This window comes from Vibrio sp. Sgm 5, from assembly GCF_026241575.1.
Classification (GTDB): domain Bacteria; phylum Pseudomonadota; class Gammaproteobacteria; order Enterobacterales; family Vibrionaceae; genus Vibrio; species Vibrio jasicida.
On the sequence record NZ_JAPHPY010000014.1, the window covers coordinates 1 to 25,864 of the forward strand.

At 46.2% G+C, this 25,864-nt stretch carries 24 protein-coding genes and 1 pseudogene; 10 read left to right on the forward strand and 15 right to left on the reverse strand.

Annotation, left to right across the window (positions count from 1 at the left end):
• Positions 1–144 precede the first annotated feature (144 nt).
• Positions 145–2,802, reverse strand: a complete 2,658-nt coding sequence (locus tag OQJ86_RS09950; RefSeq protein WP_265987616.1) for an alpha-amylase family glycosyl hydrolase — start codon at positions 2,800–2,802, stop codon at positions 145–147.
• 129 nt (positions 2,803–2,931) lie between these two features.
• On the reverse strand, positions 2,932–4,368 hold the full coding sequence (locus tag OQJ86_RS09955) for a helix-turn-helix transcriptional regulator (RefSeq protein WP_265987682.1): 1,437 nt from the start codon (positions 4,366–4,368) through the stop codon (positions 2,932–2,934).
• Between the two features lie 195 nt (positions 4,369–4,563).
• Here OQJ86_RS09955 and OQJ86_RS09960 point away from each other — a divergent pair, with 195 nt between their 5' ends.
• On the forward strand, positions 4,564–5,217 hold the full coding sequence (locus OQJ86_RS09960) for an oxygen-insensitive NAD(P)H-dependent nitroreductase NfsB (protein ID WP_039977563.1): 654 nt from the start codon (positions 4,564–4,566) through the stop codon (positions 5,215–5,217).
• A gap of 162 nt (positions 5,218–5,379) precedes the next feature.
• Positions 5,380–5,670 (forward strand): putative quinol monooxygenase, encoded by a 291-nt coding sequence (locus OQJ86_RS09965; RefSeq protein WP_005436210.1) that lies wholly within the window; start codon positions 5,380–5,382, stop codon positions 5,668–5,670.
• Here the strand turns inward: OQJ86_RS09965 and OQJ86_RS09970 are convergent.
• Complete coding sequence (locus OQJ86_RS09970; RefSeq protein ID WP_104036205.1) at positions 5,667–6,596, reverse strand: LysR family transcriptional regulator; 930 nt, start codon at positions 6,594–6,596, stop codon at positions 5,667–5,669. The genes OQJ86_RS09965 and OQJ86_RS09970 overlap by 4 nt on opposite strands.
• A gap of 132 nt (positions 6,597–6,728) precedes the next feature.
• Between OQJ86_RS09970 and OQJ86_RS09975 the strand changes: the two genes are divergently transcribed.
• On the forward strand, positions 6,729–6,947 hold the full coding sequence (locus tag OQJ86_RS09975; RefSeq protein WP_265987618.1) for a VF530 family protein: 219 nt from the start codon (positions 6,729–6,731) through the stop codon (positions 6,945–6,947).
• 164 nt (positions 6,948–7,111) lie between these two features.
• Here OQJ86_RS09975 and OQJ86_RS09980 read toward each other — a convergent pair whose 3' ends face one another.
• Entirely contained in the window at positions 7,112–7,564 is a 453-nt protein-coding gene (locus OQJ86_RS09980; RefSeq protein WP_005453229.1) for an acyl-CoA thioesterase, read from the reverse strand.
• Between the two features lie 208 nt (positions 7,565–7,772).
• On the opposite strand from OQJ86_RS09980, the gene OQJ86_RS09985 reads away from it, so the two are divergent.
• The 3 genes and pseudogenes from OQJ86_RS09985 (at position 7,773) to OQJ86_RS09995 (ending at position 10,052) form a co-directional block, all read left to right on the forward strand.
• Entirely contained in the window at positions 7,773–8,537 is a 765-nt protein-coding gene (locus OQJ86_RS09985) for a ferredoxin--NADP reductase (protein ID WP_038881555.1), read from the forward strand.
• A 120-nt stretch (positions 8,538–8,657) separates the two neighbouring features.
• Positions 8,658–9,101, forward strand: a complete 444-nt coding sequence (locus OQJ86_RS09990; RefSeq protein ID WP_038869181.1) for an RDD family protein — start codon at positions 8,658–8,660, stop codon at positions 9,099–9,101.
• A gap of 114 nt (positions 9,102–9,215) precedes the next feature.
• Positions 9,216–10,052 (forward strand): annotated as a pseudogene (locus OQJ86_RS09995) (hypothetical protein).
• 65 nt (positions 10,053–10,117) lie between these two features.
• On the opposite strand, the gene OQJ86_RS10000 reads toward OQJ86_RS09995, so the two are convergent.
• The 8 genes from OQJ86_RS10000 to OQJ86_RS10035 form a co-directional block, all read right to left on the reverse strand.
• Positions 10,118–10,789, reverse strand: coding sequence for a DUF2057 domain-containing protein (locus tag OQJ86_RS10000; RefSeq protein WP_265987620.1), 672 nt, complete (start codon positions 10,787–10,789; stop codon positions 10,118–10,120).
• 191 nt (positions 10,790–10,980) lie between these two features.
• The gene (locus OQJ86_RS10005) at positions 10,981–12,132 is read right to left on the reverse strand and encodes an AI-2E family transporter (RefSeq protein ID WP_038869038.1); all 1,152 of its coding nucleotides are present in this window, start codon (positions 12,130–12,132) and stop codon (positions 10,981–10,983) included.
• Positions 12,125–12,811, reverse strand: a complete 687-nt coding sequence (locus tag OQJ86_RS10010) for a potassium channel family protein (protein ID WP_038869040.1) — start codon at positions 12,809–12,811, stop codon at positions 12,125–12,127. Before OQJ86_RS10010 ends, OQJ86_RS10005 begins: the two co-directional genes overlap by 8 nt.
• Positions 12,812–12,829: 18 nt before the next feature.
• On the reverse strand, positions 12,830–13,717 hold the full coding sequence (locus OQJ86_RS10015; protein WP_105067832.1) for an HlyD family secretion protein: 888 nt from the start codon (positions 13,715–13,717) through the stop codon (positions 12,830–12,832).
• Between the two features lie 12 nt (positions 13,718–13,729).
• Positions 13,730–13,933, reverse strand: coding sequence for a DUF1656 domain-containing protein (locus OQJ86_RS10020; RefSeq protein ID WP_019821560.1), 204 nt, complete (start codon positions 13,931–13,933; stop codon positions 13,730–13,732).
• Positions 13,933–15,600, reverse strand: coding sequence for a TolC family protein (locus OQJ86_RS10025; protein WP_265987621.1), 1,668 nt, complete (start codon positions 15,598–15,600; stop codon positions 13,933–13,935). The genes OQJ86_RS10020 and OQJ86_RS10025 overlap by 1 nt, the downstream gene beginning before the upstream one ends.
• Before the next feature lie 10 nt (positions 15,601–15,610).
• Positions 15,611–17,791, reverse strand: a complete 2,181-nt coding sequence (locus OQJ86_RS10030) for an FUSC family protein (protein WP_265987622.1) — start codon at positions 17,789–17,791, stop codon at positions 15,611–15,613.
• A 414-nt stretch (positions 17,792–18,205) separates the two neighbouring features.
• Positions 18,206–19,072: a DMT family transporter gene (locus tag OQJ86_RS10035; protein ID WP_095760517.1), complete on the reverse strand. Its 867-nt coding sequence runs from the start codon at positions 19,070–19,072 to the stop codon at positions 18,206–18,208.
• Positions 19,073–19,278: 206 nt separating this feature from the next.
• Here OQJ86_RS10035 and OQJ86_RS10040 point away from each other — a divergent pair, with 206 nt between their 5' ends.
• Both OQJ86_RS10040 and OQJ86_RS10045 read left to right on the forward strand, forming a co-directional pair.
• Positions 19,279–20,157, forward strand: coding sequence for a 6-carboxytetrahydropterin synthase (locus OQJ86_RS10040; RefSeq protein ID WP_042604742.1), 879 nt, complete (start codon positions 19,279–19,281; stop codon positions 20,155–20,157).
• Between the two features lie 61 nt (positions 20,158–20,218).
• Positions 20,219–21,091 (forward strand): aspartoacylase, encoded by an 873-nt coding sequence (locus OQJ86_RS10045; RefSeq protein WP_042601952.1) that lies wholly within the window; start codon positions 20,219–20,221, stop codon positions 21,089–21,091.
• A gap of 12 nt (positions 21,092–21,103) precedes the next feature.
• Here OQJ86_RS10045 and OQJ86_RS10050 read toward each other — a convergent pair whose 3' ends face one another.
• On the reverse strand, positions 21,104–22,021 hold the full coding sequence (locus OQJ86_RS10050; protein WP_265987626.1) for a LysR family transcriptional regulator: 918 nt from the start codon (positions 22,019–22,021) through the stop codon (positions 21,104–21,106).
• Between the two features lie 147 nt (positions 22,022–22,168).
• Between OQJ86_RS10050 and OQJ86_RS10055 the strand changes: the two genes are divergently transcribed.
• Complete coding sequence (locus OQJ86_RS10055; protein WP_265987627.1) at positions 22,169–23,059, forward strand: alpha/beta hydrolase; 891 nt, start codon at positions 22,169–22,171, stop codon at positions 23,057–23,059.
• A 47-nt stretch (positions 23,060–23,106) separates the two neighbouring features.
• Here OQJ86_RS10055 and yidZ read toward each other — a convergent pair whose 3' ends face one another.
• Both yidZ and OQJ86_RS10065 read right to left on the reverse strand, forming a co-directional pair.
• Positions 23,107–24,075 carry an HTH-type transcriptional regulator YidZ gene (gene yidZ, locus OQJ86_RS10060; RefSeq protein WP_038869058.1) on the reverse strand — a complete coding sequence of 323 codons (969 nt, stop codon included), beginning with the start codon at positions 24,073–24,075 and terminating at the stop codon, positions 23,107–23,109.
• The gene (locus OQJ86_RS10065; RefSeq protein ID WP_265987628.1) at positions 24,050–25,240 is read right to left on the reverse strand and encodes an MFS transporter; all 1,191 of its coding nucleotides are present in this window, start codon (positions 25,238–25,240) and stop codon (positions 24,050–24,052) included. The genes yidZ and OQJ86_RS10065 overlap by 26 nt, the downstream gene beginning before the upstream one ends.
• Positions 25,241–25,372: 132 nt before the next feature.
• On the opposite strand from OQJ86_RS10065, the gene OQJ86_RS10070 reads away from it, so the two are divergent.
• Positions 25,373–25,843: a GNAT family N-acetyltransferase gene (locus OQJ86_RS10070; protein ID WP_265987629.1), complete on the forward strand. Its 471-nt coding sequence runs from the start codon at positions 25,373–25,375 to the stop codon at positions 25,841–25,843.
• Positions 25,844–25,864 lie beyond the last annotated feature (21 nt).

A 25,864-nucleotide genomic window follows, 5' to 3' on the forward strand; every position in this document is an offset into this window, starting at 1 on the left:
GAGTTCTCCGTTACAAATCAGCAAAGTATCCAATCTGGAAAAAGAAAAATGCCAGTCAGCTTAACTGACTGGCATTAGCTCGAATGTGAGCTGCTTTTTGCTTTACAGTTGGGACAAATTTCGCGTTTATTGCGGTTTCAGTGATTATTCAGACAAGGTGATGATTGGTAAGTCATCCCAAATCTTGCTCTCATCCGAAGCGCCGCCAGAGAAGTTCCAAGGACCTTTGTCTTGTTCAAGTGGACGGTAAGTGGCAGACAATCCATCCAAGTCCCAAGTTGTCACATAGAATCGAATGCCATCCAGTGAATCAGGTCGACCTAGTGCGTCACTCGCGAAGTCCATCGAAATGGTGTTTTTGGCTTTGTCTACCGTCACCATTGGTGCCGGCGTTACTGCTTCGCCCCATGTTGTCGCGTTTGCGCCTTGGGTGTTGTAAATCGAGCTTTGCCAGCCGAAGACCACAGCATTGCGACTCCATGTTCCGCTTGGCATAGAAGCGTTGATCTTAGGCAGTTCCGTTAGGTTGGTTGCCGCTTCTTCCGGTAAATCAATGAAGATGGTGAAACCAACGTGGTCAAAGCCATTTGGCGGTAACCAAGTATCGGTGATCTTGTCCATGGTGAAGGTCAAGCGCACGTTGCTGCCGACGGTAAATACCTCGGCTTTGTTGATTGCGAGTTGGCTGTTGTCTTTATCGAAAGTTGGATCCGTTGGTAGCGAGTAGTTACCGTTAGGACCGCCCATGCCATCTTGTGCATCACCTGCATCATCAATAGTGTCGTCTGGTGTGTTTGACCAGCTTAAGTCCGACACAAAGTTCACATCTTCAATGCCTGCTTTTTTCTCCGTGGAGTAAATCGCGAAGCGGTGTTGTTGCTCGCCAATCGCAAAGTGACGGGTAGATAAAGTCACGCTAAATTGACCGTCAGCACCCACGGTAATGGCTTGTGCGGTTTCTAGATTACCGTCTACGACAAGGTTTAATTTCTCGTTTGCGTTAGCAGTACCAACAATCACGATGTCATCAGTGATGGTTTGTCCTTCCCAATCCTGTGCCAGTTGGATGTTGAGGTCTGGGGTATCTACCGATTGGGTATCGTTAGTTTTTGAGTAAATCACGGCAGATTTGGCTGGTAGCTCAAGGGTTACGTGACCGTTTTCATCGGCGACTAGCTGCTCCGGAGCGTCTGCCCAATTTGACATGATTTGTTGTTGGAAGACGGTGCCGCCCGCTTGCTCTACATCGAGTTGGTTCATCAACATCGGGGAATTCGATGTGTTCATTACCACCAAGACTTCGTCGTTATCCAACGTTCGGGTAAAGGCGAACACACCGGCACCAGCTTTATCGCTGCCAATCACTTTCATTTCGCCGCGTGTCATGACTTTGTTTTCGGTACGTAACTTAGCAAGCTCTTGGATGAACAAGTACATCTCGCTATTTTGATCGAATGAATCTACGTAGTCGCCATCTTCTCGGTAACCGCCAGCAAACATCGCATCGCGCGCTGCTGACATCGCCTGTTCTGTACCTTGGTAAATCACAGGAATGCCCGGTACCGCCATCATGGTAATCAGCGCTTGCTTCATATCGTTGACACTACCTTGCGATAGAAAACGTGGCATATCGTGGTTATCAATGAAGTTCGGCATGATGTATGGATTCGGGAACATCTCCATCATTTTCTTAAGACGGAAGCGTAAGTAATCGGTCGGTTGTCCTGCTGCAAACACGCGTGTCATGGTTGCTTGCAATGGGAAGTTCAACACCGAGGTTAACTGCTCCGGTGAGCCGCTTTCACCGATGTAAGTCAGCATCTTCTCTTCGCCTTCGGTGTTGTAAGGCGTAGATGTTTCGAAGACTTCACCAAAGGTAAGGAAGTTATCGCGACCAGTATCAACCGCTTGAGTCATCACACCATCGTCGGCGTGCAGGAAGTCGTTCCAGAAATCGTGCTCAACAAACTTCACGGTATCGATACGGAAACCGTCAACGCCCACTTCGCGGATCCATTTACGGTAGCTCTCTTTTAGATAAGCGCGTACTTCAGGATCGGACGTATTTAGGTCATCCAGATCCGACAGTTGCCAGGTTTTTTCTTGTACTGGGTCGTTGTGGTCGGTGATGCTTGGCGTCCAGTGGTAAATGCCAGTACCGTCTTCTTTACACTCATTCATGTTGAGCGGATAAGGCAGTTCTTGCCCTGCTGGCAGCGCATTTTCAATCAAACGGAAACCTTGGCAAGGTAGGCTAGGATCGTAATTGTATGGGTCATCGTAAGTGAAGAAGTTACCTACGTGGTTGGTCACGATGTCTTGAATCAAGAACATGTTACGAGCGTGCACTTCTCGCGCTAACGCTTGGTAGCTTTCCATGTCACCAAAGTGCTCATCCACTTTTTGGAAATCACGCGCCCAGTAGCCGTGGTAGCCGCCGTAGTTTTGTTCTGCGTCCCACCATTGGTTTGCCACTGGCGGCGTAATCCAGATAGAGGTTGCGCCTAGGTCTTCGATGTAACCCAGTTTGTCGCTGACACCAACAAGATCACCACCACTGAATTTCTTGTCTGAGGTAGGATCGTACTCATTCTGACCTTGATCGTTAAGCGTGTTGTCGCCGTCGTTAAAACGGTCGATCATCAAGAAGTAAATGATCTGGTCTTGCCAATCAGGAGATGCCACGTGGCTTCCTGTATCGGTTGGCGTAGTTTCATCGCTACCACAGCCAGAAAGAGCTAGGGCGATCGCAAGAGGGAGTATTTTTATTTTATTCATATGGTTAGGTAAGATTTCAAACACGGTTTTTGTCTCCGTTATGCAGCAATGCGGAAACGATAAATCAAAGGTTTGAAACTGAGAGTGTCATTTCACGCCAAAAGAGACGTGAAATGATGTCACGAAGTGCTGAATTTGAACTGTGCTACATATTTAACTGAGTGGTTGCACAATTGGGTATTGAATCGGGTAATGGTCTTTGGCTAACTCATTACCCGAATGATCATAGAGTCGGAATCGACACTGTTTAGCCGTTTGGGGGAGGGGAAGTTGTAGCGCCCAGCATGTGTAATCTTCTGCATTCTGAGTTTGGCTCATTGTGTGCGGAGATGGCGCATTACCCACGTAGCAATCGATCTTCGCCACGTCTTTTAATCGACACGCGAGTTCCACAAACAAGGTGTACTGAGTGCCGAGTTGGATAAGTTGCCTTGTCGGGACAATGTATTCCGTTGCGCCAATTAAAAGCCCTTTAGAAACCACGTAACCGCGCTGGTGGTTGTTATCAATGTAGCGTTCACCATCGACTTCATAACACAGTCTAAACGTCAGTGGATGAGCGACAGGAAGCTCTGTTGTCGCCCATAGTTCGGTGCCATTATTCAAGAAACGCTCAAAGAAGGCTGGGTAGTGACGCCACGTGCCATCACGGTCTCGACACTCAACGGAGACCACTTTTTCAAACGCAATGTTATCCACTTCCATCCAGATTTTACCGACGGGTTGGTCAATGTCGTTATCGGCTAGAGTGTTCGCTTTGGCGTAGAACAAGCGGATGGGTTGGTTGTTGAGATGAGTGCGGTTATCCAAGCACTGCTGGCGATATTGCATTGGCGAAAACGGATACCAACGGCGAAAAGTTCGGTGGAAGTTGGAAGGCTCCTCATAACCCAACTGATAGGCGATTTGCTGCGTTGTGAGTTGAGTGTCTGCGAGTAGAGCTAATGCGTGCTTTTTCTTGGCGAAGTCGACGCATTGCGAATAGCTCATTTGTTTTTCTTGCAGGCGACGTTGCAAGGTGCGCTTGGATACGCCCAGTTGCAGCGCGGCTTGGTCTAATTTCAGTGCGTAATTGCTGTTTTTGACGAACAGAGCATTAAGCACGCTCAATAATTCTGGCTGTTCAATTGGTTGGTGAGACAGCAGTAAATAAACATGTTTTACCAAGTCGAACATGACCGAGTTTTGCGTTGAGTTGGTTTCTTCTTCTAGTTCGAAATGAGCAGAATAAAGCTCAGTGCTGTGAAGTTGAATGTGCACAGATTTATTCAAACCTAGCTGTTCTAATTGCATCAGCAGCAAGTCATAAACCGATTCTGCCCAGCTTGGCATCTCGGTAGCTCGGCACTCTAGCCGCATCTGAACCTGGTTATCACTGTGTTCGAAAACAATGTACAAGCGACGGTCGAACAGCGAAACGCTTTTGCTCCACCACAACAGACCTTCACGCAGAGTCGGTGCCTCTTGCAACATCATACATTGCAAGGCAACCAACTTTTCAATGTGCCAATATTCGCCAGCAATTCTTAGGTGATTGTGCCCGAGTTTTTTGCAGAGAAAGGGCGTGATGATGTTGTCTTGAGGCAGCATGAAAGTGGTTCGGTAACGGAGCAAAGGCGACATTATTGCTTAAACCGAGTGTTGCTTCAGTGAGAGTGCTCAAAGCTTGTTACATCGGCGATTTTCAAATTTATTTTGAAGATGTTTTTAACTGAAATCGGTTTTTCCCTGTAACTCATAAGGTTAAAGTGATAACCAGCATAAACTACTCGACTGGAGAACCCGATGGACATCGTTCAAGCTGCTAAATCTCGCTACTCAACCAAAGTCTTTGACCCAACTCGTAAGCTGCCTCAAGAAAAGATCGACGCAGTCAAAGAGCTGATTCGTTTTAGTCCATCGAGTGTGAACTCTCAGCCGTGGCACTTCATTCTGGCAAGCACAGAAGAGGGCAAGCAACGTATCGCAAAAGCAGCACAAGAGAACTACGCGTTCAATGCTGCGAAGATCCTAAACGCATCACACGTGTTGGTGTTCTGTGCTAAAACGGACATCGATAACGACTACATCGAAGCGCTATTGGCGCAGGAAGAAAAAGACGGTCGATTCCCAACCGAAGAGGCAAAAGCAGCGGTACGTGGCGGTCGTAGTTACTTTGTGAACATGCACCGTTTTGACCTGAAAGACGCCAATCATTGGATGGAGAAACAGGTTTACCTCAACGTGGGTACATTGTTACTGGGTGCTTCAACGCTAGAAATTGATGCGGTGCCAATCGAAGGTTTTGACCCGAAAGTGCTGGATGAAGAATTTGGTCTACGTGAAAAAGGCTACACTGGCGTTGTGATTGTACCGCTTGGCTACCACGCGGAAGATGACTTCAATGCCAAGACGCCGAAGTCACGCTGGGAAGAAAGCTCTGTGTTTACTGAGATTTGATATCAACTCTATCAATTATTTAATCCTCCTTGCTGGTTAAAATCGTTGATAACTTCGTTTTGAACTTTGTAATTAGACCCACTAGTTACCGCAGTTCACGCCTTGTTCTAAACGATTTTTCCTGCGCAATTTATAACCTCATAATCAATAGAGTTGATATAGATGATTCATTTAGTTGCAGAAATTAAAGCGTACCCAGATAGTATCGACAACGTAACCAACTTACTTTCTGGTCTACTAGAACCTTCTCGTGAAGAAGAGGGGTGTTGCCAATACGAACTGTATTTGGATCAAAAGATCGAAGGCTTGTTTATGTTCCAAGAAATTTGGGCATCGCAAGAAGCGTTAGATAAGCACCTACAAAGCCCACATATCGCACAGTTTATCTCGACGCTAGAAGATAACGACTGGGTTGAATATTCTCAGATTCGCCCAATGACGTTCGTCGGCTAACCTTCTGAGCAGAATGTTGCAAGCACTTTCTTACGTTGCTGGCAGCATTTTTCATGAATGAATTCACGGAAGGTGCGAATGGTTGGCGTCAGCAAACGACGATCAGCGCACACCATGTATAACGGTACTGGACCACAATCCCATTCAGGTAATACTCTTACTAATCTTCCCCCAATCAAATCTTGGCTGATGTCCATCAGTGATTTGTTGGCGATGCCTTTGCCTTTGATTGCTAAGCGATGGGATAAGTCACTGTCGTTGCTAAGTAGCTTGCCACTCACGACAACTTGTTCTGTTTCGTCTCCGCGAGTCAGCGTCCATTTGTTGTAAACCGAATCCGCCACCATGTAACACAAACAGTTGTGTTGGTTTAGATCTTCCGGTTTGGTCAGCACAGGATTATTTGCGACGTATTCTGGAGAGGCACACAGGATTCGCTCATTTGCGCCACACAATGCCAATACGACGAGGTTAGAGTCAGCAGGTTCACCGTAGCGAATCGCGATATCGACGGGCTTGGTGTACATATCGGTTAAGCTATCAGACAGCTCTAACTTGATAGAGACGTTTGGGTAAACATCAATAAATTCATCAACCCAATCAAGCAGCATGTTGCGACCAAAATCAGATGGCGCAGTGATATGCAGCTGACCAGATAACTCGCCACGTGCGCTTGAGATCTGATCTAACCCTTCTTGCAGCGTTGCGAGTGCTTGGGTGGTTTTGTCTAAGAACAGCTCACCTTCCGACGTTAAGCGAAGGCTGCGAGTGGATCGCACAAACAGAGGAAAGCCTATTTGTCCCTCAAGACGTTTGATCGATGCACTGATGGCTGCTGGTGTCATGTCCATGCTGTTGGCGGCTTTCGAAAAACTGCCTTGGCGTGCGGTTTCGACAAAGATATTCAGATCGTTGAGGGCTTTCATAATGAAAAGGGCTTTTAAGAAGTTTGGGCTACTATAGGGGAGAGTCGCAGGGCAATTCAAGGTTAAAACATTAGGTTGCACGGCGAGTTTGAGTTAGATTAGCGCGCAACTTCACTTTACCGGATCAATAGCATGAGCCAACAGCAGCCGAATAACCCACTTCACGGGTTGAGTTTAGAGAAAATCCTTACCCGTTTAGTTGAGCACTTTGGGTGGAACGGAATGCATGAGCGCGTTCGTGTTAATTGTTTTCAGAAAGATCCTTCAATCAAATCGTCGTTGAAGTTCCTGCGCAAAACGCAGTGGGCAAGAGATAAAGTGGAAGCGCTGTACATCGAGACGTTCTGCTAATTGGATTTGGTGCACGTCTAAAAGAGATATTCCGGATGGCTCGCTAGAATGACACAACTTTTCTCATCGCATAGGCTGGAAGAGTACCTCTGCGTCATTCCCGATAGCGACGAAGGAGCGCAGTCGGGAATCTCGATTCTAATCTCTCGCTTCTCGCCTCTTTATTACTCCAAATGATGCGTACTGCCCACGGTGCCTTCCAAGTCTAAAATCGACTGGCGAACGTGGTCTGGAATCGCGGCTTTCACATTGTTCTTAAAATCAAACATCACACCAGTGGCGGTCGCGATGGTCGCAATCTTGCCCCACTTCTTACTCAGCACTTGGTATTCCATCGTGATGCGATCTTCTTGCATGTCGATTACGCGTGAGCCAATCAAAAGCGTATCTGGAAACGTAACGGGTAGTTTGTAGCGGCACTGGGTTTCACTTAAAACCGGACCGATGTGAGACGTCTGCAAATCTACCAACAGATTAATCTTGTTGAAGTAGTCCAAACGCGCAGTTTCGAAGTAACGAAAATACACCGCATTATTGACGTGTTGCAGGGCATCCATCTCTCCCCAAGCGACTTTGATTTCCGTAATCACTGGGAATTCTTTTAATAACGTATCCATTACTCATATTCCTTTTTCATCACCGTTGCCGCAATTTGCCAAGTGACTTATCACTTTGAGTATTTATTCTAGATGGAATTGATTAAAATGTAATAAAATTGTATGTGAAATGTGAAATGAATTAGATGCTTATTTTGTAAACTAAAAACTTTACATAGTCAGTTGTGAGGCGTAGGTTTAAGTAAGCGTAACCAAAAGGAGATGTCCAATGACAGAACTGAAAGGTTTCAATCTTGCCAAAGTAGAAAAACGAATCGACTGGACAGGTGAGCTGTTCAGTCTACGAGTTTCCGGAGCGCCTCTCTCCTTCAAAGCCGGACAATTTACCAAACTGGCCTTGCTCGACGAACAGGGCAATCCCATTAGCCGTGCATACTCGGTAGTAAATGCGCCCAGTGAGCAGTTTGAATGGCTTGAATTCTTAGTCGTCGCGAACCCAGAAGGGCAATTGACGCCAAGGCTACAGCAGCTTCAAACCGGCGATAGCATTTATGTTGGTGAAACGGCCCATGGCGATCTGATCCACGATACCATTCCCAAACACGCAAACGATCTATGGCTGCTTTCCACGGGCACAGGCATTGGTCCATTTCTCTCTTTGTTAGACGACATCAATCTACTGCCACACAGCGATCATATTGTGCTGGTGCATGGTGTGCGTTACGAAAGAGATTTAGTTTACAAATACCTGATAGAGCAGCTCCAACAGCGATATGAAGGTCGTCTTCGTTATGTACCGATTGTCAGCCGTGAGAGTATTCCGGGTCAGCTTCAAGGCCGTATTCCAGATCTGATTGCGTCGGGAGAGCTCGTTAATCGCGCTGACTTACCGTTTTCTAAAGAAAGCAGCTTTGTGATGATGTGTGGTAATCCAGAGATGATCAAAGACACCTCTCCAGTACTGCAAGAATTAGGGCTTGATAAATACCGAGCGAGAACGGGTGGCAATATCATTTACGAAAGGTATTGGTAAGCTTTGACTGATTTTTAATCCATCTCACTTCTGAGAGAGGTTCACAAATATCACATCTCACAATTGAGCACTTTGTGGTCCATCCCTAGAATGCATCAGCTTGCATTTCAGGGGGGAAGTATGTGGTGTTCAATTGCCAGTAAACGGCGCAGATTTATTGGTGGGCTGATTGATTTAATGCTTGTGACAGGGATAGTGCTACTTATTGCTCTCACGATCAACTCCCTCATTAATGGCTTCGAACTTTCTTTTCGTGAAAATCTTCAACTCGTTAATGAGACCAAAGCAAACTACGTCCTAACAATTCCGATGTTAATGATGATGAATTGGAACCTATTGCGTGACGGCCAGACAATTGGCATGCGTTTGGTTGGGATTAAAGTGGTGATGAGTAATGGCCATGATACGACGAAAGTCACTGCTTCATTGCGATTATGCATGGGCTACTTGATAGAAATGCTTATTCCATATACGCCGTTAGTGAATTTGTTGTTGCTGATTCTTCACCCGCAAAGGCGACTACTGCACGATTTAATTTCCGGAACTAAAGTTGTGAACTGTTAAAACATCTCGGATTTCGCCTGTTTCATACAGAGTTGCGAGTGACTCACCTTTCCACAACCCTCCTCTAACGTCTACACTTTCTTCAGACATAAATTCAATCGCTTAGGATCAAGGATGATGAACAAAGCTGGCTAGGCGGTTTGTTTCGCTGCACTATTCTCTTCGGTTGCTTCTGCGGGTGAATGGGAGATTGAAGCCGGTGGGTTTTTCTCCCGTACCGATACGAAACTCAACGCTTACGACCCTTATCTCGATCAAATACGCACTATCGATTTTGAATCGGATCTCGATTTGAAAGAGTTTACTGTGCTGCCTTATGTGGAGTTGGAGTATTACTTTAACCCCAAACACAGCGTGTACGCAGACTGGCGAAGTTTGCATCGAGAAGCCACCCGAACGGCGGTGACCAAGCCATTCGAAGTGACGATAGATGGAACAACGTATGCTGTTCAGGCTGGTTCAAAGCTTACAACAGAGCTGAATATTGATATTGCACGCCTAGGTTACGGTTACCAATTTTATACCAGCGATAAATGGGCGGTGGATGTATTGGCTGGGTTGCACGTAATGTGGCTGTCATTGGGTTTAGATGGCAAGCTCGGTGCTAAAGTGAGTGGAGTGGATGAAATCCCAGTGATGTTTGTTGATGATGCGGTTTTAAATGATGTCACAGCGCCATTACCAGACTTAGGTATTCGAGCTGAGTATTCGCTGAGTCCTGATTGGATTTTGAAAAGTCACGCCCAAGTCTTCTACCTAGCCGTCGATGATATTGAGGGTTACTTGTTGGAATTCGATTTGGGCGCTAAATACTTCTTTACCAATCAGTTCAGCATGACGGGGTCATTCAACTATTATGAGGTGGGCGTTGATTATGAAAGTGACAAATCAGCATTGGATGTCACTTATCGGTTTTACGGGCCGATGCTGACCATGGCGTATACATTCTGATATTAAAAAAGCCACATTCGAGTGTGGCTTTTTGCATTTAGCTGTACGTGACTAAATCAACGTGCTTATTGCTGGTTGATGTACGCTTTAAAGCGCGCTTGTGTTTCTGCGTCTGCTTTTTGGTACCAGAAGTGCAGCATCTCTTCAGCTGTTGAATCGACTTTCATGGTCGCAGGTTTAGTTTGCTTCATGTCCGCTGGGATCTTTGCAGGAAGTGTTGCTGGTTGAATTACTGCAGCACTTACAACGCCAACTGCCGCAACACCGCCAGCTTTGTTGTAATCTTCCACTTCACGAACGTAGTCACGACCGATTTGCATACCAGGCTTCATAAGCTTGTCTTGCTCAACTGCGATAGCGTTGCCAGAAGCGTCAACCAGTTTCCAATCTAGATCTTTGATTTTGTTTTCGGCTTCACGAAGGTCGCGGTATTCCGGCAGTTGTAGAGTCAGCTCTGCATCTGTCGCGTCGAAACGCGTTACGATCACGTCACTCTCAACACTTAGGCGGTCATTACCTTGGCTGAAATATGGCGCGTAACGGAACACAACTTGGTTTACGCCGTCAGGTAGAGTGAAGCTCTTTTCCGAAGCAAAGAAGCCACCAGATAGTTTTACTTTTTCGCCGTTTGCGGCCAAAACTGAAACGTCGTCAGGAACATTTACGGTTACATCCGCGAATGCCATTCCGCTCATAGCAAGAGCAAGCGCGCAAGTTAAAGGCTTGATCAATTTCATTGTTTTTATCCTAAGCACTGTCATTTGTGGTCACCGAGAGTGCATCGTAAAGTGCTTTATTGCAACTCTCGAATGTAAGAAGTATGAAAATTTAACAAGAACGTCATTTTAATCTTATTCGCGTCGATGAAACTGTGAGCCAAATAGCTCAAACCGCTGCAAGCAGCGGTTTGTTTCAATTGATAGAACGATTAGATACCAGCGCCGTGTCCGGCTTCGTTTTGTCTGGAATCTCGCTCGGCATTTTCCTCTAACGCTTCTTGCTGCTGTTGCGCTTTTTCAATGTTCAACCACCACACGAACAGCTCGTACCAAATCGCTAGAATAACCGCACCTAAGAATAGGCCGACAATGCCGTAGAACAACATACCGCCGATTGCACCCAGTAGAATTACGGGCATTGGTACATCCACACCACGACCCATCAACATTGGTTTGAATAGGTTTTCAGATAGCGCTGCAACCACAACCCAAACCGTAAACATGGTTGCTGTGCTGGTGTCTTGCGTCATGTACATGTAACCAACGACTGGCAGTACTGCCAATAGAGCAGGTAGCTGTGCGATACAAAGAATCATCAGTACTAGTGTTAGTAAGCCCGCAGCCGGAACGCCAAAGATGAAGAACCCCGCACCAATTAATAGAGCCTGAATGGCTGCTACACCAACAACGCCAAGCAACACACTCTTGATGGTCGCTGCAATAAGCGTTGTCCAGCTCTTCGCATTATCACCCGCAGTACGAACCGCGATGGTTTTCAAGCCAGATGCTAGAGACTCAGAGTAAGTCATAAAGCCAGCAGCAATCGCTAGAGAGATGATTGATAGTAGTAAGCTACCCAGTGCACCACCGACCATACCAAGCAGAGAAGTCAGACCTGCCTTAATTTGAGGCATAAAGGTTTGGATTGCTTTTTCTAGGTTGGTTGCAAACAGTGTCCATACTTCGTAAAGCTTGTCACCGACCAAAGGCCAATCTGCTACCGATGCTTTTGGACCTGGGATCTTAATGTCACCACTTTGCAGTACGTCCAGCGCATGCGTTGCGCCATCGACAATAGAACCCGATACCATGACTAAAGGTGTAACCAATAGCGCGATACCCAGCAAGGCGATGGTCGTTGCAGCGAGGCCACGTTTACCACCATACACTTTTGCCAGCTTTTTACAGATTGGCATCAGAGCGACGGCAATGATGGCACCCCAAATCACCGGAAGGATGAAAGGTTTGATGATGTCGTATGTAAACATCAGCAAGATCAAGATCAAGCCGATTCGTATTGCAGATTCCACCATGTTACTGATGAAAACCTTACTTTCGATTTTTACCGATTGTTTATCCATTTTTGTTTACCTGATGTTCAATGTTGGAACTGACGAGACTTGAAACAACAATCGCCATATAAAACACGCCTACGATGGCCTCTAGATACACGACGACTTGCGCCAAAGGTGTTAGAGGGCTGATGTCGCCATAACCGAGAGTGGTTAGAGTGACGAAACTGAAATACGCTGCGTTAGAGAAGTTTTGGCCCCATGAGATGGCTTCCATCCCAGTGAATGAGTTTGGGGAAAACTCCAGCAGAATGAGGTAAGCAATTGCCCACATCAGACCGAGCAGCAAGAAGAGTGCAACAGATCCAATCACCTTGTTGGTGTTCACATGTCCAGTGAAAAGAATCTGTCTTGCAATCGATTTAAACGTACCAAAGAAGAAGGCGAAGGTTAGGGCGAGCATCACTACGTCCATCTCTTTGATGCCTAATACTGCTTTGATGGCAATGACCACGATCCACGTACCTAACAAGGTATAAAGGAAGCGTGACCAGTTCTTATCAAAACGCAGACTCGCCATACAAACGATGAAAGTCAGAATGGTGAAGCCTTGCAGAAGATGCTCCATTGCACCTTCCCCTACGACTTGTACAAACGCACCACCGATCAACAGACCGATAAGCGCTAACGTCAGGTAGAAGAAGTTGTTTTCTTCATTGATGTTTTTGAGTTTTTTTCCAATAGCCATGGTTTGCCTGTTTAACTCCTATTCTTGTTCTTGTGATGAGTCCTTCATCACCATGATGGAAGCGGAAAGCCCGAATCTCAGATCAACGTCTTCCGGCAATTCATGCAATGACACTCGAACAGGAATACGTTGTGCTAGGCGAATCCATTGGAATACCGGGTTCACGTTAGGCAGAAGGTTATAGCCCACGGTGCCGTCTTTTGGGGCGATACCCCAACCGATAGAATCGACGGTGGCATCGATTGGTGTGTCTGGGTGTGACATCAGAGTAACGCGCGCATCACTGCCCGGAGCAATTTGCGCTAATTGGTTTTCACGGAAGAAACCAAATACCCAGAAACTGTCTTTATCGATAAGGGCAACCAAAGGTTGGTTCGCAACGGCTTGTGTACCGTCGCGGATATCAAGGTTAGAGACAAAACCGTCAACCGAGGCATAAATCTTGGTGTAGCTAAGGTTCAAACGAGCTGATTTCAATTGCTCTTCAGCGGATTTGATTTGCAGCAGTGACTCTTCGTAGGTGATCTCACGGCGGATTAAGTCTTTGTGAGAAACTGCGCCGCGGTCTTTAGCACGAATGTCTTTCAAACGATCGTACTCTATCTTCTTGCCGCGTGAACTGACGATAGACTTTTGCAATGCCACTTCTGCTTGTGAGAGGGCAACTTCGTAAGTAGTAGGGTCGATCTCAAATAGCAGATCGCCTTTCTTTACTTCTTGGTTATCTTGCACGGTGACATTGACGATAGGGCCAGAGACTCTTGGCGCCACCTTAATGACATTGGCACGAACTTGGCCATCTCGAGTCCAAGGGTTATTAAAATACTCTTCGAACTTCTGATAGCCGAACCAAGCCGCGCCACCAAGAATGACAAGATTGAGTGCAATAACGAGTAGTTTTTTCATCTTGTTGGGCACCTAAAACTGTATATAAAAACTGTCGATGGCCACCACGTAAAACACCATGATGGCAAGGAATGTCAGGGACGGAAACGCAATAAAACGAGACAGACGTGTTTTGTTTAAAATGATCACGGTAATCCAAGTGGCGGTAACCGATAAAAACAGCACTAGCAACAGTGGTGAGAAGTACACGTCACCCCAAGAGAGTTCATGTGGCATTATTGAGCCTCCCCTTCTTGTGGTGCGTTATTGCTTTCTGCTTGATCTTTCGAGGCTGAGTCCTCGATACGATAAGGCGGCAGCACACGTGCTTCTTCATCCAAGTAGCCGTCCCAATCGCTGCGTTCTTGCATTTGCTTTGCTACACCTTCGGACAAGAAAGGTTTGCCCGTCTGGGCCTCCCAGCCACCACCGAGCGCTTTGTATAAGGCGACAACTTGGTTAGCAACATTGCCTTTGATGGTGGCGTAGCTGTCTTCCGCACGCGTCATTTTCTCTACTGAGTTGAGTAGACGTTCAAACGAAATTTGGCCATTCTCATACTGAGTCATCGAGATATTGAATGCACGAATAGAGGAGTTCACCGATTGCAGACGCAATGACTTTTGCTCCAAGTAAAGATCATAAGCCTCCAGCGCATTGGTCACTTCATTGACTGCTTGCAGAACTTTCTTGTTGTAGTTAGTGAGCGTTTCTTGGAACTTCGCATCTTCAAATCGAATGTTATTTTTCACACGGCCGTACTGGAATATGTTCCAACTGAATGTCGGACCTATCACCATGGTGAGCGAGTCACTGAAGCTAAAGCTGCTGCCATCTGGCACTGTGCTGTCTATGCCGATAGAACCAAAAAGGGAGAAGCTAGGATAGAGAGCCGTTTCAGCAACACCGATTTGCGCACTTTGCGCACGTGCTTGCATTTCAGATACTTGCAAGTCAGGACGACGCATCACTAAGTTCGCATCCACTTGGTTATCAAGCAGAGGAGGGCGAGGCACGATTGAACGTTCATCATTACCGGAGAGCGCTGGCTTTCTTCCTGAGGATTTAAATTGGGCCTCGTAATCCGCCATTCGCTGTGCAAAGCCCGCGGATTTCAACAATCCTTCAACCTCTTCTGGCAAGACACCAAGCAACAACGCTAACGCGGTTCGGGATTGCTTCATCGCGATTTCTAACGAAGGTTGCGCTGCTTTGGTGTTGAAGAGCTGGTTTTTTGCTTGTTGAACGTCGAGTTCCGTAACGTTGCCAGAATCAAATTGGACTTGAGTGATGTTCACCACACGTTCTTGGATCTCGATATTTCGGCGAGAAAGCAGAATACGTTCTTGGAAAGTACGGTAGTTAATGTAGTTGCGAGCGACTTCCGCTGTGATGGTGACCATAATGTCGTGATAAGACGCAATCGACGCGTAATAGCCTGCTTCGGCAGACTCAATTCCACGTGCGTATTTGCCCCAAATGTCCATCTCCCACCCCGCATCAAATGACAACGCGGCGTTATTGACACCTTGGTCGTTCACATAAGCTCGCGCTAAGTTACCGGAGACGGTTTGTACCTGCGGGTACTGCAACCCAGTCGAGATGCCCAGTAGTGAACGTGCTTGAACGATACGCAGGCCAGCTGCCTCAAGGTCAAGGTTTTGTTGGCTGGCCATCTCAACCAACAGGTTAAGGGTCGGGTCGTTAAATTGCTGCCACCACTGCTGCAATTTTTGCTCTGACTGCTCTGCGTCTTGCGTGGCGGCGGCTTTTTCTACCGACCAGTCACTTGGCAAGGCGGCTTGCTCTGGGTGGACATAATCCGGACCCAAAGTCGTACACGCACTTAATCCGAGTACAGAGAGTATGGCGAGGCTTGGTTTAGTTAGTTTTAGAAGCATCATATCCTCACCTTTAAAACCGCTTCTGACGTAAGTTCACCCAATCGATATCCTCATAGGTTTGCTTGCATTGGTTGATCGCTTCGAACACGTTCCGTTTTAAATTCAGCAAGATATAAAAACCGGCAATCTCTGAATAAGCGTAGTCAGATAAATCCAACTCACTAAAGAAATCTTCCAGTTTATTTTCAAAGGATTGGTAATCTTGGCTGTATTGTTCGAAGACAGTATCGAGTTCAGTTGTTGGCTGATGGCTTGCTAATGCGCCTGCCATCAGGGGTAATATGGAATCGGTATGCTTGCTGCGTAACTGTTTGATAAGTGGGTTACTTAATAACTTTTGCTCCGCTGCAATCAGGATGTTGACGTGGTTACTCAACGCATCGCAGGATTTACTGAATGCGCCGATCGCCTCTGGTGTCGTTTTTTCAAACAGTTTGTGGTTGACCTTTGAGCCCCACACTTTGAGTTTTTTCGAAGACACATTCAGAGTGACCAAGTGCAGTGAGCGCTTGACGGATTTGAAGCTGGAGTTTGATGGCTGATGATAACTGCTAAACAGGTCGCCAACGTGTCGGAAATACCGCTCTTTCAAAGTCAGGAACAAATGCTCAGGGCGAGAGCTGAATGGAAAGTAATGAGCAAAAATGATCATAAACACCACCATGTAGAACAGGGTCATGATTGTCATTAGAATCCCGAAGTGATAGGTCATGTTGTTGTCGAGACCGAGGACAAACAAACCAATCATGTAGAAGATGGTCACCGGCCCTTTAAACAAGTAGAAGCCGATAAAGGTGTAGATGAAGATGAACAAGCCGAGTTCACCGCCGAGCTCTAATCCCGGCAAGATGAAGACGTACGAAGGCACCGCAAATAGGAAGCCAAACGTAAACAAAATCAGCAGCATAAATGGGTGAACGGGTACGAATGACAGCAATGACATAAAGATGGTCGAGAAGGTAACGAATGAGTAACCACCAGGAGGATTGAAGTAAATCCAAATCAACCCTGCTACCCAATAAGTCGTAAAGGTTTTCACTGCTGTTTTAAAGTTCTCAGCATCCCACCAAAGGAACTTACTTTTTTGTTTCGGCAGCTCTTGCTTGAAAGACACATTGTTCGTGACGGAATCAATACAGCTGATGCTTTCTGATAGGCGAGATAAGCTTTGATGCATTAACTTTAGCAAGTGACCAAGAGTAAGAGCGGAGCCTTTGGTTAGGTGGGAGGCATTCGATAGTGCTTCTTGGTTATAATCAATGCTGAGTTCTTGCGCACGATAAGCTGGACCTTCGTGCTCCCACATTTCTTGGCAGGTTTGAAATAGGGTCTGGATCTCTTTAACCACTTGCTCAAAGTTGTTGATGCAATCACGGTCTTGCTGATGGCTAAAGTGGCTGTGTGCCGCGACACTGAGTTCTTGAGTGATTTGTTTATTGAAGTGAACCGCGAGTTGCCATTCTTTCATGTAAGCCGAGACATCACTGCATTCAACACTGACCATGGCGAAGCGCTGTTCTAGCGCATTCTGAGCAGTGAAAACCTTATCTAATAACTCATCAATCGTGGGAGTCGGTTCTTCATCTTCATCCCCTTCTTTTTGTTCAGAGGAAGAGGCGTTAACGTGGTGTGGCGTTGTCTTTTCTTCGAAATTTTGCAAGATCGCTGCGAACAAAGTTTGCTGAGCTTGGTTAAGCTGCTCGATCATCTGGCGCAAATTCTGTTCTGTTTTGGTCGGCCACAAAAAAGTACCAACCAAGGTATAAATGACGACACCAAAAATAGTCATGTGGGCACGATCAACACCGTACATGAATGCGCCCTCGGCATCTCCGCCATTAGACATCATCAAAACCATTACGCCGGTTAGAGCTAATAACGTCGGGTCTTTTTGGTAGGCATTGCGGAAGTAGAAGATAAAAGACACAACCACTGAAACACTAAACATGTACATTAAGCGATCTTGCGCGAACATGCCTACCAACAATAAGCCAATGACGGCACCGACTAGTGTACCAAGTACACGTAGTGTCCCTTTTGCTAATGATTCGCGACGGCTGCCTGTAGAAGCAATCAGCATGACAGTCGTTGCTGCGGTTGAAGCTTGCGGCCAACCCATCGCAAATGGGATCAGATAAGCCAGAGTTAGGCTAAGCGCGACTTTTGTGGCGAATTTGATTTTATCGTTCATAGTGTCAAAGTTTGCTCAGGCTTATAGTTGTAAGTAAATGAATTTACTCGGTCAATATTCAGAATTTCGTTCTGAATAAAATGCGGAGGCGGAATATAGCGAGTGAAAAGAGGCGGTTTGTAAATCCTTTGTCAAAACCAAATTAGGGTTAGACGCCACAATCGTTCCTTACGCCTTACTGCTGCTGGCGTGAGAGGGAAATGAGAAAGAAAACGTTTAACTAGAAAATCTCATTAGTGATACAGATTTGCAGGAATTACCAAGCCAAGTTTTCAATCAATACATAGAGCCAGTGCGTTATCGGCAGTGTTCACGTCCAAATTTGTGAGACTGACTGCCTATAGAAAAGCATAGATGATGATAGCTAAGTAGATAGGAAAGTTTTTATTTTTTATTGGCTTGCCGAGAGCAGTGCTATTTTTTGAGATCGATATTAGGTTTTTGAGCGCGAGATAAAAATACTAACGCAATACCGCTGAGGATGATTAGGCTGGTCATGACTGAGTGGAATGTCAATGTTTCACCGAGTAACAGCGAGCCAAGCAGCAAGGCGATAGCAGGAACCGAGAGTTGGCTGACTGCAGCTTGTAACAATGACAGCTTTTGCATTACTTGATACCAGAGCACGTAGCCGAAACCGGAAGCAATGGCACCCGATGCAACAGCCAACAATATGCCTTGTATTGTAAAGTGAGCGGGAGCTGATAAGAGAGGAGAGAGCATAAGACCGAACAAAGAAGCGGTGATAAACCCCCACGTAATGCCACTACTTGGTGTCGGTGCTTGTTTACCAAGTGCGGTAAAACCTGCCCAACAAATACCAGAAGCGACCATTAATATTGCTGACCAAATATCAGGACGAGTCGCAGATGGCAGCATCAACCATGTAAAGCCAATCAAAGATACCGCAATACCGATCAACTCGAGCGTTCTAAATTGTTGTCCTTGCCACCAATACAGCGCGAGCAATGTGAGCTGGACGGCACCAAAAAGTAACAAAGCCCCCGTGCCTGCTGCTAGTTTTATATAGGCAAAAGAGAAGAGTGTGGCGTAACCAAAGAGTGCTAACCCTGCGAGTACGCTGAACTTGGTTGTCGGTCGTTGGCTATGCCAGTTTCCACGAATGAGAAGAATGAAAACTAATATGACTGTGCCTGAGAGCAAGCGGATAAGGGTAAAATTGCCAGCATCAATCAATCCTTCTGCCAATGCCAAACGACAGAGCAGTGAATTGGCAGCAAATGCCATCATGGCAATCGCAGTCAGTAAAAATGTCGACATTCCTTATCCTTATTTATCGTAAGAGCTGGCAGTGTAGCGCCAAATATCAAGTACGGACTAGTTGATAAAGTGATTAGTTATAGCGGAAAACATCGCTCAAGCTGGAATGAGAACAGACAACGTTAGGTTAAATTGAGTAGAAATTGCAATTGTTATAATATAACAATAATTTTAAATCCCTAAACTAGATGAATGAGGAATTCAGTTTGAATTTATTTGTTAAGGACCTCACTGTTATTGATGCTTCTTACTTGTGCGCAACACGAGGAATGGTCGGAGAGAGTTGGATTCTTGATGTCGTAATGCATGGTGATCTCAACGAGATGAGCATGGTGCTGGATTTCTCTAAAGTGAAAAAGCAAATTAAACAATTGGTTGATGAACACGTAGACCATCGACTGCTTGTACCGTCAAAGAACTCAGCAGTGCATTCTGCGCATGTGAAAGCGGGTTATTCCCAAGTTGATCTCATTCGCGGTGAAAAAAGTATTCATTTGAACTGCCCCGATGAAGCATTCTGCTTTATTGAAACCGAAGCTATCTCGATTGAAAGTGTGACTGAGCATATTCACAAGGTGTTGATCGGTCATTTGCCAAGCAACGTGGCTTCAATCGACGTTACCTTACGCCATGAACAGATTAATGGTGCGTATTACCACTATACCCATGGTTTAAAAAAACACGACGGCAACTGCCAACGCATTGCACACGGGCATCGTTCACCGATTGAAATCTTGACTGATGGTGAACGTGATACCGCTCGTGAACACGCTTTTGCACAGCGTTGGCAAGACATCTACCTCGCGTCCATCGAAGACCTAGTCGAGATTGGTCATCTGGAGCTGAGTGAACATGCAAGCCTTATCAACTGCGACACGCATTTTGGGTTCCGGTATACCACTTCACAAGGTGACTTCCAACTTGCTATCGCACATAGCGAAACTGAAGTATTAGATACGGATACGACGGTAGAGCTACTGGCTGTATTTATTGCCAATGACATTGCCCCTTCATTGGCTAAAGGGCAGTCGTTACAAGTCATCGCTTATGAAGGCGTAGGGAAAGGAGCGATGGCGTTTCGTTAAAATAGCGTCGCCCACTGTCAATCAAAGCTAACTTTTACTTAATTTTTGGAATATCACTTTTATGGACAAACTCAATAGTGTTCTGCTCGTGGCAGGTACGCATGGCAATGAGCTTTCTGGTATTTACCTTCAAAAGCTCATCAAAGACCGTCTTTATGTTGCCGACCGTTCGACGTTCAATACTCAGTGTGTACTTGGCAACCCTGAAGCGGTTAAGCAAAACGTTCGTTATGTTGAGACGGATCTCAATCGTGAATTTGCCTTGGCGAATCAATCATCGCCTGCGACTCAGCAAGAAACCGAAGTCGCGCAGCAATTCACGCAAGTACATGCTCGCCAAGAGAATCAATTGATCGTCGATCTGCACAACACTACTAGTAATATGGGCGCAACCCTGATCTTGGTGTCGAACAACGCGTTTTATCGAAAGATGGGGGCGTATGTGAAGCAGCGAATGCCAGAAGCGAATATCCTGTTTGAAGACAGAAAAGAGTGGGACGACCAACCTTATTTGTGCACCACAGGGAAGTATGGTGTGATGATTGAAGTTGGTGCTCAAGCTCATGGTTCGTTGAAATATGAAACCTTGGAGCTGATGAAGAAAATGTTAACCATGGTTCTGGACTACGTTGAAGTGCATAACCTTGGACAAGTTGGCGAACTGAGTGACTATGACGCTTATTTTTACACCGAAGAGGTCATGATTCCTCTCGGCCAAGATGGTATGCGCGTTGCGACGGTACACCCAATGATCTGCGGGCGTGATTTCGAAGTGGTAAAGCCGGGAGAGCCATTACTCGCGACTTTCTTTGGTTACGATATCTTCTGGGAAGGTAAACAAGATATCTATCCGCACTTCATCAATGAGAGTGCATACAGCAAAGCCAATATCGCTATGGCACTTGCTGAGAAAAAGGTTGTGAGCGCGGAGTGATTGAAACCGAGCTTAGCTGGAATGCTCACCCTCAATCTTGAACTGTTTATAGTGCTCTTCAAATCGGTCACTTATCCAGTCCATAAGCATTTTGATTCTTGGCAGTTGATATTTGACTGGCGGACAGACGAGCGAAAGTAAGGTTTTTTCTGACCATTCAGGGAGCACTTCGATAAGTCTCCCTGATGTTAAATCAGCATGGCAGTACACATCGGTTAGTCGCGTTACCCCTAGCCCAGAAATCGCCGCGTGGCGCATGGTTCTGCCAGTAGCCGCTTTAATACCTTGCACTACGTTGATAATGCGCTGTTCTTTATGATTCTTCATGATCCAATGCTCAACACTGCCATGAATCAAAGGCAAGGCTTTAAGATCTTCTGGGGCGAGGATCTTCGGGTGCCGTTCAAGAAAATCTGGGCTTGCGACATAGTGTGTGCGGAGTGTGGTGAGTCGGCGCGCGATGAGAGTGGAGTCTGGCATCTCGCCGACACGTAGCACCAAGTCGTAGCTATCTTCAATCAGATCGACGCGATGTTTTGAGAAGTCGAGCTCTACTTCAACGTTCGGGTAGGCGGCTTGAAAACTCATCACCAATGGTGCAATAAGCTCTTCACCAATCGGACCTCCAACAGAATTCATGTGAATCCGACCCTTAATTTCGCTGGTGGCTTGCTGTGCCCATTCTGCGGCGGAATCCAGTTGGAGCATCGCTTCTTTACATTTACGAAAGTAACCATCGCCAATCTCAGTAAGGCGGAGCTGACGTGTGGTTCTATAGAGTAACTGAACACCTAGCGAGGACTCTAATTCACTCACGAGCTGACTTACGTTTGCCTTTGATGCGCCCATCGTTTCGGCTGCGGAGGTGAAGCTTCCACATTCCGCTACATAAATAAACGCTCGAATACCGCGCCAAGATAGATTGTTCATATAAACCTAACAGTGTTTTCGTAATGGCCTTATATATCCGAATAATAGCGCTCCTTATACTTGTTTAAAAGAGAGGAGCAGAGTGCAAATGTTTGTGAATGCTCGTCTTTATCGTCTAAAAACCGTTAAACATAGAGAGTGAATCGAGTGACAGTAACAAGATATGAGGCTTCATTTTTCAGCAATGGCAACCGACTTGCAGCGGAAATTCATCGTCCATCCAAAGTCGAAAATCCTTTACCAGCGGTTTTGATTGCTGCGCCGCAGGCGGGAGTAAAAGAGCAGACGGTAAGAATCTACGCCGAGAACATTGCTGCCAAGGGATTTGTGGTATTAACGTTTGACCATGCCAGTTTTGGCGCGAGTGAAGGTGCGCCAAGATTTCATGAGAACCCATACAATAAAGCGGAAGATTGCCGCAACGGGGTGACATATTTACGTTCCTTAGCATACGTAAACAGTGAGCAAATCTATGGGTTAGGTGTTTGTTCTGGCGGTGGGTATTTAGCTCATGCCGTTGCGACAGATCGACGCGTAAAATCACTTGCGACCGTGAGTGCTTACTTTGACCACCGAGGCTTTTATCACAACGTCATTGGTCGAGAGGGTTTGTTAGATTTACTGCTTAAAGGTAATGAAGCGAGAGAACGTTATCTGGCTACTGGGCAGATTGATTTTCTGCCTCATGCACCAACTGAAGACAGTGAGGAAATGCCACGTCTGTTCCGAGAGTTCTACCAGTACTACATGACAGAGCGCGGAGCAAAAGGCTTATACGAGAGCAAGTTTTTGCCTTGGTCTTATGAAACGTTGGCTAACTTTTCAGCTTTGGATATTGCTGCAAACTTGACGCCGACACCACTACTGATGATTGTCGGTACAGAAGCGGATTCCGCATACGAAAGCGAGCAAATGTTTGATGCGGCTTCGCAGCCTAAACAGCTGATTCGAATTGAAGGTGCAAATCACATTGGGCTGTATGATGAAGACGAATATGTTGATCAAGCAGTCGAGCAGATCATCGAGTTTTTTAGCTAATCACACCATTAGAAGAAAAAGGGGCGAGAACATCGCCCCTTTTGCCATTAATCGATGTCACTGGAACAACCATAAAGTGACTTAATGGTATTTCGTAACCACACCAGTTTGGGATTGTACGCATTACGTTTATGCCAAATCATGGTGAACGGGATCAGCAATTTTTCTTGTTGTGGTTGCTCCAAAGGAATGGGTAAGCACACCAAATCTGGATGCAGCTTCTTGGTATAACTCTCACAGTATTGCGGTGCTGTGGTCAGCATATTGTGGTGTGGTTGCGCGGCCATAAATAGAGACTGTTCGAAGCTCGACATGGTTAAGCCAATGGAGCGCTGTAAGCCAAGTTCACTCAATACTTCATCCAGTGCCCACGTCTCACTCTTTTCCCAAACAATATTGATGTGTTGGTAACTCAAAAAGGTCTCAAGGTTCCATTCCTGCTCCAAAGCGGGGTGATCCTTGTGCAGGTACACCATAGGTAAATCTGAGAACAGCACTTCGAAATCAAGAAAGTAGGGAAGCAGGTCGAGTGACTCTTTTGAGCGGGGATGACTCTCTCTGCCGGTGAAGCCGATGTCTGCCTCTCCACGCACAATCGCGTCAAGTGAATCGTAATCCCAGTTACTGGTTTTGACTTTCGCATCTGGGTAGCGTTGGTGGATTGCAACAAGAAGATCATCAAGAATCGTCAGCACTAACGGGGATTCAATGGTCAAATCAAAGCGCACGCCTTTGGGGGCTATATCGCTGCGTTTCTCCGCAATTTGACTGCCAATTTGTAGCCATTCCGCCAGATCTTGCTCCATGCTTTGCGCTAATGGAGTGGGTGCTAATCCCTTTGGTGTTTTCACAAACAGAGGATCATCAAACCAGTCACGAAGCTTATTAAGCGATTTACTTACCGTTGACGGCGTGACGTTCAATTTCTTCGATGCTTTGGAAACACTCTGCTCTTGCAGCAGCAATTGCAGAGTGAACAGCAGGTTGAGATCAAGACGGGCTAGTGATTTCTTCATAGTGGCTTTCATGAGCAGGCTTAGGAATAAATAGTATTAGAGCCAAGCTGATTGCGCCACCTATAGCTAACACAAACACCAACATATTCAGCGCATTAACGCCGATAAACCCCATAAACCAGATGTAGAGGGCAGAGCAACACACTTGAGCGATGCCCAACAGGGAGCTTGCTACACCAGCACGCAGAGAGAAAGGGCTGAGCGCTTGACTCATGGCCACGCCAAAGCCAATCGAGAAGCCAGCGCAAATCAGCCCAAATCCGAATAAGTAAAATGGGATTCCCCATTGGTTTAGATGCGTAAAACCAATCACCATCGCGGCACAGACAAGCAAGGTTTGCGAAGTCAGCATCAGAGTACGTTGCTTAAAGTAAGACAATGCCAATGGCGCAGAGAAAGAAGTGATCATACTGACTAATGCTGTGCCTGCCATGACAGAAGAATAGCCACCACGGTCAAAACCAAGTTCGCCCATCACCAGCATTGGAGAGACATTCACGTAGGTAAGAATGGTGGTCACGCCGATGGCCGTAATGATGAGTCGGCTGATGAAAAAGCGCTCCGCGAACGTTTCTTGGGTAGAAGCTGAAGCGGTGTTTTGTTGTGGCAATGCACTAGGCTTTGATTCTTTCAGCACCAAGGTCGAAAGCAAACAAACCACCACACCCATGCCTGCCATTGTGGTGAATAGGCTTGGCCATGGGAATTTGAGCATAATGAGATGGCCAACAACAGGGGCGATGACAGGAATAATGCAGGTAATGCCGTTAAGCATCGACAGCACCTTAGCGCGGCGTTTGTCATCTAATGTGTCGCGCAGAATAGCAAAAGCAACCACATAGCAAGATCCAGCCCCAATACCTTGGGCAAAACGTGCGATTAAAAACGTATTGGATTGTTCTGCCATTCCGCCAAGTAATGATGCTGCAATAAAAATGGCTGCACCTACCATCGCCACCGGTTTGCGACCAACGGAGTCGGCGATTTTTCCTGCAAACAGCATGGTGGTTGCCATACCTGCAAGGTAAATAGAAAAGGCGATGTGTAATTGTGACTCACTGGCGCTTAAATCCGCGGCAATTTGAGGCAACCCTACAAGATAAAGATCAATGGCGGTAGGATAGAGTAAAACAAGAGAGAAACTACAAAGCAGAAAACGAAACATGACAACCTCACTAACAGTTGATGAGGATAATAGTGTGCTAAACGTTTGCCTGCGAGTGGGAAATACGACAGCAGGTTTTTCCATTTACGACATACCCTGTATGAAATGGGTATAAAAACAGCAAGGATGATTATGATTACCATTGAAAAGTACACGCCATGCCGTCATGAGCAAACCCTTGAGTTGCAAGTCTTAGAGGATCAAGTCCAATACACAGTCGCGAACATTCCAGAGTTATTGGGAAGTCTTAAACCGACAGAGCTAGCGCATTTGATCTTGTTGGATGATCAAGTGGTTGGCTTTTTTGTCTTCGATGCCGGATACAGTGAGAATTACGACTTCTGTCCGGAAAAGAGCTTAGGCGTGCGTTGGTTATTGTTGGATCATCGTCATCAAGGCAAAGGCATTGCCAAGCGAGCCATCAGCCAATTTGCTGATTATGCGAAATTGCATTTTCCGAGCTTTGATTTTCTCTATTTGACGGTTAATTGCCGCAATGTACCGGCTTATCAGTGCTATTTGAAAGCAGGTTTTGAAGATATCAATGAGCTGTATCATGGTGGTCCGTTTGGGCCTCAGCACATCATGCGACAAGCCTTGTAGTCATTGTGCTAAAAACCCAAA

Bases quoted from the DNA above. Each gene is read 5' to 3' on its own strand.
- OQJ86_RS09985 (WP_038881555.1), top strand. From the start codon at position 7,773: ATGACAGAACTGAAAGGTTTCAATCTTGCCAAAGTAGAAAAACGAATC.
- OQJ86_RS09955 (WP_265987682.1), bottom strand. From the start codon at position 4,368: ATGCTGCCTCAAGACAACATCATCACGCCCTTTCTCTGCAAAAAACTC.
- OQJ86_RS10030 (WP_265987622.1), bottom strand. From the start codon at position 17,791: ATGAACGATAAAATCAAATTCGCCACAAAAGTCGCGCTTAGCCTAACT.
- OQJ86_RS10050 (WP_265987626.1), bottom strand. From the start codon at position 22,021: ATGAACAATCTATCTTGGCGCGGTATTCGAGCGTTTATTTATGTAGCG.
- OQJ86_RS10020 (WP_019821560.1), bottom strand. From the start codon at position 13,933: ATGCCACATGAACTCTCTTGGGGTGACGTGTACTTCTCACCACTGTTG.
- OQJ86_RS09980 (WP_005453229.1), bottom strand. From the start codon at position 7,564: ATGGATACGTTATTAAAAGAATTCCCAGTGATTACGGAAATCAAAGTC.
- OQJ86_RS10010 (WP_038869040.1), bottom strand. From the start codon at position 12,811: ATGGCTATTGGAAAAAAACTCAAAAACATCAATGAAGAAAACAACTTC.
- OQJ86_RS10000 (WP_265987620.1), bottom strand. From the start codon at position 10,789: ATGAAATTGATCAAGCCTTTAACTTGCGCGCTTGCTCTTGCTATGAGC.
- OQJ86_RS09975 (WP_265987618.1), top strand. From the start codon at position 6,729: ATGAGCCAACAGCAGCCGAATAACCCACTTCACGGGTTGAGTTTAGAG.
- OQJ86_RS09990 (WP_038869181.1), top strand. From the start codon at position 8,658: ATGTGGTGTTCAATTGCCAGTAAACGGCGCAGATTTATTGGTGGGCTG.
- OQJ86_RS10025 (WP_265987621.1), bottom strand. From the start codon at position 15,600: ATGATGCTTCTAAAACTAACTAAACCAAGCCTCGCCATACTCTCTGTA.
- OQJ86_RS10070 (WP_265987629.1), top strand. From the start codon at position 25,373: ATGATTACCATTGAAAAGTACACGCCATGCCGTCATGAGCAAACCCTT.
- OQJ86_RS09970 (WP_104036205.1), bottom strand. From the start codon at position 6,596: ATGAAAGCCCTCAACGATCTGAATATCTTTGTCGAAACCGCACGCCAA.
- yidZ (WP_038869058.1), bottom strand. From the start codon at position 24,075: ATGAAGAAATCACTAGCCCGTCTTGATCTCAACCTGCTGTTCACTCTG.
- OQJ86_RS10015 (WP_105067832.1), bottom strand. From the start codon at position 13,717: ATGAAAAAACTACTCGTTATTGCACTCAATCTTGTCATTCTTGGTGGC.
- OQJ86_RS10045 (WP_042601952.1), top strand. From the start codon at position 20,219: ATGGACAAACTCAATAGTGTTCTGCTCGTGGCAGGTACGCATGGCAAT.
- OQJ86_RS10005 (WP_038869038.1), bottom strand. From the start codon at position 12,132: ATGGATAAACAATCGGTAAAAATCGAAAGTAAGGTTTTCATCAGTAAC.
- OQJ86_RS09965 (WP_005436210.1), top strand. From the start codon at position 5,380: ATGATTCATTTAGTTGCAGAAATTAAAGCGTACCCAGATAGTATCGAC.
- OQJ86_RS10035 (WP_095760517.1), bottom strand. From the start codon at position 19,072: ATGTCGACATTTTTACTGACTGCGATTGCCATGATGGCATTTGCTGCC.
- OQJ86_RS10065 (WP_265987628.1), bottom strand. From the start codon at position 25,240: ATGTTTCGTTTTCTGCTTTGTAGTTTCTCTCTTGTTTTACTCTATCCT.
- OQJ86_RS09960 (WP_039977563.1), top strand. From the start codon at position 4,564: ATGGACATCGTTCAAGCTGCTAAATCTCGCTACTCAACCAAAGTCTTT.